The organism is Pseudomonas sp. H3(2019) (assembly GCF_007713465.1).
Lineage (GTDB): Bacteria > Pseudomonadota > Gammaproteobacteria > Pseudomonadales > Pseudomonadaceae > Aquipseudomonas.
This window is the reverse complement of the sequence record NZ_VMSG01000027.1, coordinates 59517-73072: the sequence shown is the minus strand read 5'-3', so window position 1 is coordinate 73072 and position 13556 is coordinate 59517. Positions and strand designations below refer to the sequence as shown.

Below are 13556 nucleotides of genomic sequence, written 5' to 3'. Positions count from 1 at the left end.
CCGCCGACATTCTGCTTGTAAGGCAGACGCTCTCCCAGCTGAGCTAATCACCCTTCACGTTCGGTGTGGCGCGCATTCTACGGAGCAGCCCCACCTCTGGCAAGCACTTTTTAAAATAATTTTTTCAGGCCTTCCAAAGGCTTAGCTGAGGGTTGGCCTATGACGCTGCGCGGAGAATAATGCCCCCCTTTGTATAAAGGAGAGACTCACCCCATGTGGTTCAAAAACCTGCTTATCTATCGCCTGACCCAAGATCTGCCTTTTGATGCTGAGGCGTTGGAAACTGCACTGGCCACCAAACTGGCGCGTCCATGTGCAAGCCAGGAGTTGACCACCTACGGTTTCGTCGCGCCGTTTGGCAAAGGCGAAGATGCACCCCTGGTACATGTCAGCGGAGACTTCCTGCTGGTCGCCGCACGCAAGGAAGAACGCATTCTGCCAGGCAGCGTCGTGCGCGACGCGGTCAAGGAAAAGGTCGAAGAGATCGAAGCCGAGCAAATGCGCAAGGTCTATAAGAAGGAACGTGATCAGATCAAGGATGAAATCATCCAGGCGTTCCTGCCGCGTGCCTTCATCCGTCGTTCGTCGACCTTTGCCGCCATCGCACCAAAACAGGGGCTGATCCTGGTCAACTCCGCCAGCCCGAAACGCGCCGAAGACCTGCTTTCCACTCTGCGTGAAGTGATCGGCACGCTGCCGGTACGTCCGCTGACTGTAAAAATGTCCCCGACCGCGACCATGACTGAGTGGGTCACCACCCAGAAAGCCGCAGACGACTTCTTCGTACTGGATGAGTGCGAACTGCGCGACACCCACGAAGATGGCGGCATCGTCCGTTGCAAGCGTCAGGACCTGACCAGCGAAGAAATCCAGCTACACCTGAGCACCGGTAAAGTGGTCACTCAGCTGTCCCTGGCCTGGCAAGACAAACTGTCGTTCGTCCTCGACGACAAGATGGTGGTCAAGCGCCTGAAGTTCGAAGACCTGCTGCAGGATCAGGCGGAACAGGACGGTGGCGATGAAGCCCTCGGCCAACTGGACGCCAGCTTCACGCTGATGATGCTGACCTTCGGCGACTTCCTCCCGGCGCTGGTTGAGGCCTTGGGCGGCGAAGAGACTCCGCAAGGGATCTAAAGGTTTGTGATCTCTACTGTGGGAGCGAGCTTGCTCGCGATAGCGGAGTGTCAGTCAACATCATTGTTGAATGTCAGTCCCTCATCGCGAGCAAGCTCGCTCCCACACTTGTTTTGTGGTGTTACTAAATAATAAGGAACAGGTCATGCGTGCACTGGCAGCACTGAGCCGCTTTGTCGGCAACACTTTCGCTTACTGGGTCTTGATCTTCGCCGTGGTGGCCTTCCTGCAACCGGCGTGGTTCACCGGTTTGAAAGGTGCGATCGTGCCATTGCTGGGGCTGGTGATGTTCGGCATGGGCCTGACCCTCAAACTTGAAGACTTCGCTGAAGTGGCCCGCCATCCGTGGCGGGTGGCACTGGGCGTGGTTGCACATTTCGTGATCATGCCCGGCGTGGCATGGTTGCTCTGCCAGGCATTTCACCTGCCACCCGAAATCGCCGTCGGGGTGATTCTGGTCGGTTGTTGCCCAAGCGGCACCTCATCGAACGTGATGACATGGCTGGCCCGCGGAGACTTGGCGCTGTCGGTAGCGATTGCCGCCGTCACCACCCTGCTCGCCCCGTTGCTGACGCCGGCCCTGATCTGGTTGCTGGCCTCGGCCTGGTTGCCGGTCTCGTTCATGGAACTGTTCTGGTCGATCCTGCAGGTGGTGTTGCTGCCGATCGTGCTCGGCGTGGTTGCCCAACGCCTGCTGGGAGATCGGGTGCGCCACGCGGTAGAGGTGCTGCCGCTGGTTTCGGTGGTGAGCATCGTGATCATCGTCGCCGCCGTTGTCGCGGCGAGTCAGGCAAAGATTGCCGAATCCGGCCTGCTGATCATGGCCGTGGTGATGCTGCATAACAGCTTTGGCTTCCTGCTGGGCTACTTCACCGGACGCGTGTTCAAACTGCCGCTGGCACAACGCAAATCCCTGGCCCTGGAAGTCGGCATGCAGAACTCCGGGCTGGGCGCGGCGCTGGCCAGCGCCCACTTCTCGCCACTGGCGGCGGTGCCGAGCGCGCTGTTCAGCGTTTGGCACAACATTTCCGGGGCGTTGCTCTCGACGTATTTCCGCCGGATGAGTGAGAAACACGACCGCGAACTGGCCGCTCAACAAGCAACCGACTGACCCTGGAACTTGATCCCCAGGTTGATAGTGGGCACTATAGTGCGCATCGCGAGGACGACCTTGCGGCTCGATCGAGTTATTAATCTGGGGACGACCCCGTCAATCGATGGAGGTTTTCATGCCTTGGATCATTCTGTTTTTTGCTGGCCTGTTTGAAGTCGGCTGGGCCGTTGGCCTGAAATACACCGACGGCTTCAGCCGCCCTCTTCCCACCGTCCTGACTGTCGGCGCCATGGTGATCAGCCTGGGTCTGCTGGGGCTGGCCATGAAGGATCTGCCGTTGGGCACTGCCTACGCCATCTGGACCGGCGTCGGCGCCGTGGGCACGGTTATCGCCGGGATCATCCTGTTTGGTGAATCCATGGCGCTGTTCCGCCTGGCCAGCGTCGCGCTGATCATTGCCGGGCTGGTTGGTTTGAAAGTCAGCGCCGCCTGAAGAGCGCCCAACAATGAAAACGCCCGCAATCTGCGGGCGTTTTTTATACAGCCAGTAAACCTAACGAACCGCGCCACGCAGTTCGCCGACCAGCGCTTGCAACTGCGCTGGCTGCGCGACTTCAACCGCCACCGCCGGCCCGGCCACCAGGGTCACCCGTGACCAGAGACGGTGGAACAAACCCTTGTTCGGATCGCGGCTGAAAAAGCTTCCCCATAACCCTTGCAAAGCCAATGGAATCACCGGCACTGGCGTCTCTTCCAGTATCCGCGTCAGCCCGCCCTTGAACTCATTGATCTCGCCATCGGCGGTCAGCTTGCCTTCCGGGAAGATGCACACCAGCTCACCATCCTTCAGGTACTGGGCGATTCGCTTGAAGGCCTTTTCGTAAATCTGGATGTCTTCCTGGCGCCCGGCAATCGGAATGGTTCCCGCGGTACGGAAGATGAAGTTCAGCACCGGCAAATTGTAGATCTTGTAATACATCACAAAGCGAATCGGCCGACGCACTGCGCCACCAATCAGCAATGCATCGACGAATGACACATGATTGCAGACCAGCAACGCTGCGCCTTCATCGGGAATCAGCTCAAGATTGCGGTGCTGCACGCGGTACATGGAATGGCTGAGCAGCCAGATCATGAAGCGCATGCTGAATTCGGGAACGATGCTGAAGATGTAGACGTTTACACCAATGTTCAGCAGCGACACCACCAGGAACAGCTGGGGAATCGACAGCTTGACGATGCTCAGCAGCACAATCGAGACAATCGCCGAAACCACCATGAACAGTGCATTGAGGATGTTGTTGGCCGCGATCACCCGTGCCCGCTCGTTTTCGGCAGTGCGTGACTGAATCAACGCGTACAGCGGCACGATATAGAAACCACCGAAAACCCCCAGCCCGAGAATATCGAACAGCACCCACCACGTCTGACCGAAGCCAAGCACTTCGATCCAGCCATGACCTTGAAGGCTTTGCGGGATCCCCCCAGAGCTCCACCACAGCAGCAAGCCAAACACTGTCAGCCCAAAGGAGCCAAACGGCACCAGACCGATCTCGACTTTGCGTCCGGAGAGTTTCTCGCAGAGCATCGAACCCAGCGCGATACCGACCGAGAACACCGTCAGAATCAGCGTCACCACGGTCTCGTCGCCGTGCATCCACTCTTTGGCGTAAGCCGGAATCTGCGTCAGGTAAATTGCCCCGACAAACCAGAACCACGAGTTGCCGACAATCGAGCGCGACACCGCAGGTGTTTGCCCCAGTCCCAGACGCAGAGTCGCCCAGGACTGGCTGAAGATATTCCAGTTCAGCCGCAGTTCAGGGGTCGACGCCGCGGCACGCGGAATGCCGCGACTGGCCAGATAGCCCAACACCGCGACACCGATGATCGCCGTGGAGACGATCGGTGCGTAGTGACTGGACGACATCATGATCCCGGCGCCGATGGTCCCGGCCAGAATCGCCAGGAAAGTACCCATTTCCACCAGACCGTTACCACCCACCAGCTCTTCTTCATGCAGGGCCTGGGGCAGGATCGAATACTTCACTGGGCCAAACAGCGCCGAGTGGGTGCCCATGGCGAACAGCGCCACCAGCATCAGTGATAGGTGATCGAACAGGAACCCGACTGCGCCGACCGCCATGATCGCGATTTCACCGAGCTTGATCAGACGAATCAGCGCGTCCTTGGCGAACTTTTCGCCGAACTGCCCGGCCAGCGCCGAGAACAGAAAAAACGGCAGGATGAACAGCAGCGCACACAGGTTGACCCAGATCGAACGGTCACCCTCGATCGTCAGCTTGTACAAAATGGCGAGGATCAACGATTGCTTGAAGATGTTGTCGTTGAACGCCCCGAGGGACTGCGTAACAAAAAACGGCAGAAATCGCCGCTTGCGAAGCAAGGTGAACTGCGAAGGGTGGCTCATCTTCCATGTCCCTGTGTGGCTTGGATGCTCTTATTGGAATGTCGTACAGCGATCCAGGCCACAACCTTACCTAAACTTTGCGAATTATTTCGCTAATCCGGCAATGCACGGCGAAACAAACAACTCTCCGCGCCAGGCGCCTTGAACGGTGCGCTTGGAGACGATCAGCCACATGATCGCCAACGCGACCACCAAGACACTGCCAAAGAGGCTGAAAAAAGTCAGGTTCAAGGTGCTTGCCAGCTTCAACGTGGCCAGCGAGTAGACCCCCAGCGGGAAGGTAAAACCCCACCAGCCGAGGTTGAAGGGAATCCCGCCACGCAGGTAACGCAGGGTGATCAGCACCGCCATCAACATCCACCACAAGCCAAAGCCCCACAACGTGATCCCGGCAACCAGACCCAGCCCGGCGGCAATTTCACCGATACCCGGCAAACCGTTGGCGGCGAAAATCGCCGGTGCGTCGCTGCCCAGCAACAACATACCCAGCGCCCCAGTGCCGATCGGCCCCAGCGCCAGCCAGCTCGACGCGGCCATGTTTTCGTGGGGCAGTTTGTGCAGGGCCATGCGCAGCAGCAGGATGGTCAGGATGCTGAACGCCACCGGCAGCGAGAACGCCCACAACACATAGCTGGTGACCAACACCACCAGTTGCGAGTGGGCGTCAGCCAGATGCGGTGCAAGCAAACCACCGCTGGCCGCCGCGACTTCCGCAGCCACCACCGGAAGCAGCCAGACAGCGGTCATCTGGTCGATGCTGTGCTCCTGACGGGTGAACATCATGTAGGGAATCAACACGCCGCAGGCCAGCGACATCGCGACATCCAGCCACCACAACACCTCGGCCAGGTGCACAACGCCCTCCCCCCAACGCGGCAGGCCGAACAGCAGGAAGCCATTGATGATGGTCGCCAGGCCCATGGGAATGGTGCCGAAAAACATCGAAACCGTGGAGTGGCCGAAAATCCGCCGCGCTTCATCGAAGAAAAACGCCCAGCGCGCGGCATACAACCCGCTGAACAGCAGGAAAAGGAAAATATTGAACATCCACAGGCCTTCAGCGAAGGCATGCAGACCAGGGACAGACACCGGCAATTGGGCGAGCGCCAGGGCCAGGACCCCGGTGCCCATGGTCGCGGCGAACCAGTTCGGGGTGAACTGACGAATCGCTTCGCGAGGGTGCTGTAAATGGCTCAAAGGCCGGTCAGCGGTTTTGTTGCTGTTGGGGCATTGCATCGTGAGCTCCTGTCCTCGGGTGAGGTAGAGCTCATGGTAGAACTGAATCGAATATCTATATAACGGGTAATTTCTCTAACTGTTATCTGTTTTACAGATATACGCATAGGAACGTCTCTGTCGCGCTAAGGATTAGCCCTTGCGCCACAGAGCTTGGCCGGCCGCTGACGCATCAACCCCAACAACGCCCCCAACGACAGCACGATCAATACCGCGCCATATCCATCGGTGGTGGCGATCAGGCCGAAGGTCCGGGTCAGGTTGCCTGCCAATAGCGACGGCAGGCAGAACGCCAGGTAACTCAGTACGTAGAACGCCGACATCAACCCCGCGCGCTCATGGGGCAAGGCCAGCGGTACCACGCTGCGCAAGGCACCGAGAAAACCGGCACCAAAACCACTGCCGGCCACCACAGTCGCGAAGAAAAACAGCGGCAGGCTGGCGCTGTGCACCGCAGTCAGAATCAGCGCAATGCCGATCGCCAACAAACTCGCACCCAAGCGCAGGACTTTGTCTGCCGGGCGATTGCGCAACGAGAAGATCATCAACGCGCCGCTGACCGTCAACACGGCCACCAAGCCTCCGCCGATCAGATTCGAGGTCGAACCGGTCGCCGTACGAACCAGCGATGGCGCCAGTGACAGGAAGAAGCCACCCACCGCCCAGACCGCCACATCCACCGGCAGCGCCAGCCACAGCGCTCGTCGTGCCTGTGGCGGCACATGCAAGGTCGGGCGCATGGACGCCCAGGCGCCGGCTAGCCGAGTGACGCTTTCTGGCAGACGCCAGACGTACAGGGCTTGCAGCAGGAACAGCCCGAACAGAATCCAGTAGGCCAACTGCAACGGTTGCGGCGCGTACTCAGCCAGCAATCCGCTGCCCATTGCGCCACACGCCATGCCCAGGAGCGGCGCAACGCTGTTCACCAGCGAGCCTTGCTGCCGGTCGGTATCGAGCAACGCCGCACCGAGTACGCTGGTGGCCATGCCGGTGGCGAACCCCTGAAGCACCCGCGCAGCAATCAGCCAGGCCACACTGTCGGCGTTGATAAACAGCAGCATCGCCAGCATATCCAGCAGCAACGCAGCGAAAATCACCGGTTTGCGCCCCAGATGATCCGACAACGAGCCGACCGTCAGCAGCGCCGCCAGCAGGCTCAAGGCATACACCCCGAAAATCAGCGTCAGGGTCGCCGGAGAAAACTGCAGCGCCTCCTGGTACAGGTGATAAAGCGGCGTTGGCGCACTGGAAGCGGCGAGAAAACTCAGTAAGGTGATCGCCAGGAACACCAGACTGGAACGGTTTGAGACAGAACTGGACATGGGTATACTCCGCAAAAGCTAATTTTTTGCTTTTGCGGAGTGTGCTACTGGCTTCGGCTTAAAGCAAATTCTTTGTGTTAAGGTTCGGCGCATGACTATTAAAGAAGGTTTACGCCCGGGCGGTCGTAGTGCCCGGGTGCAAGAGTCGATTCATTCGGCAGTGCGCGAACTCCTCGAAGAGCAGGAGCGTTCAAGCGTGACCGTGCCGCAAATCGCCGCACGCGCAGGCGTTACGCCGTCGACGATCTACCGACGCTGGGGCGACTTGTCGGCACTGCTGGCCGACGTCGCGCTGGCACGCATGCGTCCTGACAGCGAACCGGCCAACACCGGCAACCTGCGTAGCGACCTGCGCGCCTGGGCCGAGCAGTATCTGGACGAAATGAGCTCGGAGCCCGGCCGCAACATGATGCGCGACGTGCAATCGAGCGCCACGCCGGGGTATTGCGTGAGCATTATCAGCGGGCAGTTGCAGACGATACTGGACCGCTATCCGAATCAGCCGAAGCCCGGTGTCGACCGACTGATCAACATGGTGGTGGCGCCGACGGTGTTCCGCATCCTGTTCGCGTCAGCGGCGCTTGAGGTTGAAGAGTTGCATCGGTTGATCGATATCGCGCTGGGTCAGTGACGCCTTAGCGCCTGATGCAATCGCGCTCCGTTTGCTCGCGATGGGGTCGGTGTCGACAAAGAAAATCACCCTGCGACACCCCGCCGCGCCACGACCTTGGTCGACACTGACTAACCGAAGTGGTCGTGCGAGACTGTCAGACCGGGTTTGCGTCCCGGGTGTCTTTTGCCTGGAGTTACCATGTCGTTGTCCAGCGGGCTGATTGCCACCGTCGCCCTGGCCTATATGGCCGTCATGTTCGCCATCGCCTTTTACGGTGACCGGCGCAGCGCGCCGCTGCCACCGCGCATGCGTGCCTGGGTGTACAGCCTGTCGCTGGCGGTTTACTGCACCAGCTGGACATTCTTTGGTGCTGTCGGTCAGGCCGCCGAACAACTCTGGTCGTTTTTGCCGATTTATCTGGGGCCGATCCTGCTGCTGGTGTTCGCGCCGTGGGTCCTGCAAAAAATGGTGATGATCAGCAAACAGGAAAACATCACCTCGATTGCCGACTTCATCGCCGCTCGCTATGGCAAGTCGCAATCGCTGGCGGTGGTGGTGGCGCTGATCTGTCTGGTCGGCGTATTGCCCTACATCGCCTTGCAGCTTAAAGGCATCGTCCTGGGGGTCAACCTGTTGATCGGTGCAGGCCCGGATGCCATGGGCACCCGAGCCCTGGACACAGCGCTGATTGTGTCGCTGGTTCTGGCGCTGTTCACCATCGTCTTCGGCACCCGCAACCTCGATGCCACAGAGCACCACCGTGGCATGGTGCTGGCGATTGCCTTCGAAGCACTGGTCAAGCTGTTCGCCTTCCTCGCCGTCGGCGCCTTCGTCACGTACGGTTTGTACGACGGCTTCGATGACCTGTTCGATCAGGCCATGCTCGCGCCACGCCTGGAAGAATACTGGAAAGAAACCGTCAACTGGCCATCGATGGTGGTGCAGACGGGCGTGGCGATGATGGCGATTATCTGTCTGCCACGACAGTTCCATGTGACCGTGGTGGAGAACATCGAACCACAGGATTTGCGCTTGGCAAAATGGGTGTTCCCGGCTTATCTGGCATTGGCCGCGCTGTTCGTGGTGCCGATCGCGCTGGCCGGGCAAATGATGCTGCCAAGCTCGGTACTGCCCGACTCCTTCGTGATCAGCCTGCCACTGGCCCAGGCCCATCCGGCGCTGGCGCTGCTGGCGTTTATCGGCGGTGCATCGGCCGCCACCGGCATGGTAATCGTTGCCAGCGTGGCGCTGTCGACCATGGTCTCCAACGACATGTTGCTGCCATGGCTGCTGCGCCGGAAAAACGCCGAGCGGCCGTTCGAGGTGTTCCGCTACTGGATGCTCTCGGTGCGTCGGGTGAGCATCGTCGCCATTCTGCTGCTGGCCTATGTTTCCTATCGCCTGCTCGGTTCGACCGCCAGCCTGGCCACCATCGGGCAGATCGCATTTGCCGCCGTGACCCAACTGGCACCGGCGATGCTCGGCGCGCTGTACTGGAAACAGGCCAACCGCCGCGGGGTATTCGCCGGTCTCGCCACCGGGACTTTTCTCTGGTTCTACACGTTGATTCTGCCGATCGCCGCCAACAGCCTGGGCTGGTCGTTGCACAGTTTCCCAGGGCTGGGCTGGCTGCACGGCAATCCGCTGAACCTGCCGATTTCCCCACTGACTCAAGGCGTGGTGTTGTCGCTGGCCGGTAACTTCACCTTGTTCGCCTGGGTGTCGGTGTTGTCGCGCACACGGGTCTCGGAACACTGGCAGGCCGGACGTTTCATTGGTCAGGAGATCAGCACACGGCCGAGCGCGCGCTCGATGCTGGCGGTGCAAATCGACGACCTGCTGCAACTCGCGGCACGTTTTGTCGGCGAAGAACGGGCACGCCAGAGCTTCATCCGCTTCGCCTACCGTCAAGGCAAGGGCTTCAACCCGAATCAGAATGCCGACGATGAATGGATCGCTCACACCGAACGCTTGCTCGCCGGTGTACTGGGGGCGTCATCGACCCGCGCCGTCGTAAAAGCCGCTATTGAAGGTCGGGAAATGCAGCTCGAGGACGTGGTGCGAATCGCCGACGAAGCCTCGGAAGTGCTGCAATTCAACCGCGCCTTGCTGCAAGGCGCGATCGAGAACATTACCCAAGGCATCAGCGTGGTCGACCAGTCGCTCAAACTGGTGGCCTGGAACCGTCGCTACCTTGAACTGTTCAACTACCCGGATGGCCTGATCAGCGTCGGCCGGCCGATTGCCGACATCATTCGCTATAACGCCGAACGCGGCCTGTGCGGCCCCGGCGAGGCGGAAGTCCACGTTGCCCGGCGCCTGCACTGGATGCGCCAGGGGCGCGCCCATACCTCGGAGCGTTTGTTCCCCAACGGTCGGGTGATCGAGCTGATCGGCAATCCAATGCCGGGCGGCGGGTTTGTCATGAGTTTCACCGACATCACCGCGTTTCGCGAAGCTGAGCAAGCGCTGACCGAGGCCAACGAGGGCCTGGAGCGACGTGTCGCCGAGCGTACCCATGAACTGTCGCAGTTGAACATCGCGTTGACCGAAGCCAAAGGTACCGCCGAGGCGGCCAATCAGTCGAAAACCCGTTTCCTTGCAGCCGTCAGCCACGACCTGATGCAGCCATTGAACGCCGCGCGGCTGTTCTCGGCCGCCCTCTCCCACCAGAACGACGATCTCTCCCGCGAGACCCGGCAACTGGTACAGCATCTGGACAGTTCGCTACGCTCGGCCGAGGACTTGATCAGTGACCTGCTCGACATCTCGCGCCTGGAAAACGGCAAGATCAACCCGGATCGCAAGCCATTTGTGCTGAATGATTTGTTCGACACCCTCGGCGCCGAGTTCAAGGCGCTGGCGCAGGAGCAAGGGCTGAAATTTCGCCTGCGCGGCAGTCGCCTACGGGTCGACAGCGATATCAAATTGCTGCGGCGGATTCTGCAAAACTTCCTGACCAACGCCTTTCGCTACGCCAAAGGTCCCGTGCTGCTGGGCGTACGACACAAGGGCGATCAGCTGTGCCTGGAGGTCTGGGACCGTGGCCCGGGGATTCCCGAAGACAAACGCCAAGTGATCTTCGAGGAGTTCAAGCGCCTCGACAGCCACCAGACCCGCGCCGAAAAAGGTTTGGGCCTGGGCTTGGCGATTGCCGACGGCTTGTGCCGGGTGCTGGGTCATCAACTGCAAGTCCGCTCCTGGTCAGGCAAAGGCAGTGTGTTCAGCGTCAGCGTGCCTCTGGCCCACGCTCAAACCAGTGCGCCCGGTACACCTGCCAAACTCAATGGCCGGCTGCCAACAGGCGCGCAGGTGCTGTGTATCGATAACGAAGACAGCATTCTGATCGGCATGAACAGCCTGCTCTCGCGCTGGGGTTGCCAGGTGTATACCGCGCGTAATCGCGATGAGTGCGTCGCCCTGCTCAGCGATGGCATGCGCCCGCAACTGGCGCTGGTGGATTACCACCTCGACCATGGCGAAACCGGTACCGAACTCATGGCCTGGCTACGCTCCCAACTCGGCGAGCCGGTACCTGGCGTGGTGATCAGTGCTGACGGGCGACCGGAGATGGTCGCCCAAGTGCATGCAGCAGGCCTGGAATACCTGCAAAAACCGGTGAAACCGGCGGCGTTGCGGGCGTTGTTGAGTCGGCATTTGCCGTTGCGATGAAGACGATCTTTTGATTTATTCCGGCAGCTCGGCCAACCCATCGACATCGGTCATCGCCCGCTCCAGCAGATCGGCCGGCAAGCTCTTGCTGGCCCGTGCGCCGAGCAATTTGAGCTGCTCGCTACGGCTGACCAGATTGCCGCGGCCTTCCGTCAGTTTATTGCGTGCGGCGCTGTAGGCTTTATCCAGTTGCTGCAAGCGATTGCCGACCTCGTCCAAATCTTGAATAAACAGCACGAACTTGTCGTATAGCCAACCTGCACGCTCAGCGATTTCCCGAGCGTTCTGGCTCTGGCGCTCCTGCTTCCACAGGCTGTCGATGACGCGCAACGTCGCCAGCAAGGTGGTCGGGCTGACAATGACGATATGGCGATCGAACGCTTCCTGAAACAGATTCGGTTCGGCCTGCAATGCCGCGGAAAAAGCCGCCTCGATGGGCACGAAAAGTAATACGAAATCCAGGCTGTGCAGACCGTCCAGACGCTTATAGTCCTTGTCGGACAGGCCCTTGACGTGATTGCGCAACGACAGCACGTGCTGTTTCAGCGCGGCCTGGCCAATCGCATCGTCGTCAGCCGCCACGTATTGCTGATAGGCCGTCAGGCTGACTTTGGAGTCGACCACCACCTGCTTGTCGCCCGGCAGATAAATCAGCACGTCGGGCTGGAAGCGCTCGCCATCCGGGCCTTTGAGACTGACTTGAGTCTGGTACTCGCGGCCCTTCTCCAGGCCAGCGTGTTCCAGCACTCGTTCGAGAATCAACTCACCCCAGTTGCCTTGGGTTTTCTGCCCCTTGAGTGCTCGCGTGAGGTTGGTCGCCTCGTCGCTCAAGCGCAGGTTCAGTTGTTGCAGACGCTCCAGTTCCTTGGCCAGCGAGAAGCGCTCGCGAGCTTCAGCCTGATAACTTTCCTCGACGCGTTTTTCGAAGGATTGAATGCGCTCTTTCAGTGGGTCGAGCAATTGGCCCAAACGCTGCTGGCTGGTTTCGGCAAAGCGCTGTTCGCGCTCATCGAAGATTTTCCCGGCCAGCTCGGCGAACTGCGCCCGCAGCTCGTCCCGAGAGCCTTGCAGGTCGCTCAGGCGTTGCTGATGGCTTTCCTGCTGCTCACGCAGCTCGGCATTCAATGAGGCGGCCTGCGCGTCCAGCCGCCGCAACTCGGCCTCTTTACTGCTGCGTTCAAGGTTCCAGGCATGGGCCGCATCACGGGCGTTGTCGCGCTCGATCTGCAACAGCTCGACTTCACGGCGCACGGCAGCCAGATCGGCTTGCTTGGCGGCATTGGCCTGGCTCAGGTCGCTGATTTCATCACGGCAGGCATCGAGTTGCGCATTAAGACCGTCCTGCGCCAGTTGTGCAGTACCCAAGCGCTCTTCAAGCAGCGACAGCTCGGACTGCGCGGTGCTCAGGCGCCGCTGTAACTGCCACGCCAGCATCAATAACGGTAGCGCAGCACCCGCCAGACCGAGCAACACACTGGTCACGTCCATAGCCATGACGACTCCTGCCGATGAATTAAAGCGCGAAGGTTAACCAAGCCGTCGGGGCTTGGACAGCTCAGTCTTCGATCTGACCGAGTTCCTGCCGGGCACGCCGGTCGCCGGCACGCGCGGCTTGGCGCAGCAGGTCCTGGCCAATTCGCCGATCCCGGGCATTGCCGCATTCGCGGCACATCAATTGCCCCAGACGACTTTGCGCAGCCACCACCCCTTCACGCGCTGGAGCCTTGAGCAAACGCCCGGCGAAATGTTTGACGTTGGGGTTATCGCCCAGGCGTGGGCTGTCGAGCAACCATTCGGCGACTCGAATCGAAAAGCGCTTGGGTGGAGTGACACCTGAGGTGATGGAGGTAACAGCGGTGGGCACTGAGCGAAACTTCATAAAGCACTGCGGGACGAATCGGAAGGCGCGCAACTCTACTCTTTTTTTCGTACGGGTAAAGTCGAAAAAAGCCTGCACGCCCGTCCTAGAGCAAGCGCTTGGGACAATCCACAGAAGCTGTGGATAACTCAGTGGACAACCCACCCTGAACTCGCCAGAAGCCCTGTGGAATGGGGCTCGCAGTCAAACTGACGATTTTTTCACCAGTAAAAAAAAGC

Annotated in this window: 10 protein-coding genes; 5 read left to right on the top strand and 5 right to left on the bottom strand. The window is 59.9% G+C overall.

All coding sequences use genetic code 11. The annotated features are described in order from the left end of the window. The first annotated feature begins 213 nt into the window (after positions 1 to 213). The 3 genes from rdgC to sugE all read left to right on the top strand — a co-directional run bounded on the left by rdgC (position 214) and on the right by sugE (position 2681). Complete coding sequence (gene rdgC / locus FPT12_RS23255) at positions 214 to 1134, top strand: recombination-associated protein RdgC (RefSeq protein ID WP_145020582.1); 921 nt, start codon at positions 214 to 216, stop codon at positions 1132 to 1134. 145 nt (positions 1135 to 1279) lie between these two features. After that, entirely contained in the window at positions 1280 to 2245 is a 966-nt protein-coding gene (locus FPT12_RS23250) for a bile acid:sodium symporter family protein (RefSeq protein WP_145020579.1), read from the top strand. A 118-nt stretch (positions 2246 to 2363) separates the two neighbouring features. Beyond that, positions 2364 to 2681 carry a quaternary ammonium compound efflux SMR transporter SugE gene (gene sugE / locus FPT12_RS23245; RefSeq protein ID WP_145020576.1) on the top strand — a complete coding sequence of 106 codons (318 nt, stop codon included), beginning with the start codon at positions 2364 to 2366 and terminating at the stop codon, positions 2679 to 2681. 60 nt (positions 2682 to 2741) lie between these two features. Here the strand turns inward: sugE and FPT12_RS23240 are convergent, their stop codons facing one another. The 3 genes from FPT12_RS23240 to FPT12_RS23230 form a co-directional block, all read right to left on the bottom strand. Further along, positions 2742 to 4616, bottom strand: a complete 1875-nt coding sequence (locus FPT12_RS23240) for an MFS transporter (protein WP_145020573.1) — start codon at positions 4614 to 4616, stop codon at positions 2742 to 2744. 84 nt (positions 4617 to 4700) lie between these two features. Next, positions 4701 to 5852 carry a TDT family transporter gene (locus FPT12_RS23235; RefSeq protein ID WP_145020569.1) on the bottom strand — a complete coding sequence of 384 codons (1152 nt, stop codon included), beginning with the start codon at positions 5850 to 5852 and terminating at the stop codon, positions 4701 to 4703. Between the two features lie 125 nt (positions 5853 to 5977). After that, entirely contained in the window at positions 5978 to 7174 is a 1197-nt protein-coding gene (locus FPT12_RS23230) for an MFS transporter (RefSeq protein WP_145020566.1), read from the bottom strand. Positions 7175 to 7265: 91 nt separating this feature from the next. Between FPT12_RS23230 and FPT12_RS23225 the strand changes: the two genes are divergently transcribed. Both FPT12_RS23225 and FPT12_RS23220 read left to right on the top strand, forming a co-directional pair. Continuing rightward, positions 7266 to 7805 (top strand): TetR/AcrR family transcriptional regulator, encoded by a 540-nt coding sequence (locus FPT12_RS23225; RefSeq protein WP_145020563.1) that lies wholly within the window; start codon positions 7266 to 7268, stop codon positions 7803 to 7805. A gap of 180 nt (positions 7806 to 7985) precedes the next feature. Next, positions 7986 to 11459, top strand: coding sequence for a hybrid sensor histidine kinase/response regulator (locus tag FPT12_RS23220; protein WP_145020560.1), 3474 nt, complete (start codon positions 7986 to 7988; stop codon positions 11457 to 11459). A gap of 15 nt (positions 11460 to 11474) precedes the next feature. Here the strand turns inward: FPT12_RS23220 and rmuC are convergent, their stop codons facing one another. Both rmuC and FPT12_RS23210 read right to left on the bottom strand, forming a co-directional pair. After that, positions 11475 to 12839 carry a DNA recombination protein RmuC gene (rmuC, locus tag FPT12_RS23215; RefSeq protein ID WP_162491276.1) on the bottom strand — a complete coding sequence of 455 codons (1365 nt, stop codon included), beginning with the start codon at positions 12837 to 12839 and terminating at the stop codon, positions 11475 to 11477. A 175-nt stretch (positions 12840 to 13014) separates the two neighbouring features. After that, positions 13015 to 13338, bottom strand: coding sequence for a sel1 repeat family protein (locus tag FPT12_RS23210; RefSeq protein WP_145020557.1), 324 nt, complete (start codon positions 13336 to 13338; stop codon positions 13015 to 13017). Positions 13339 to 13556: the final 218 nt, after the last annotated feature.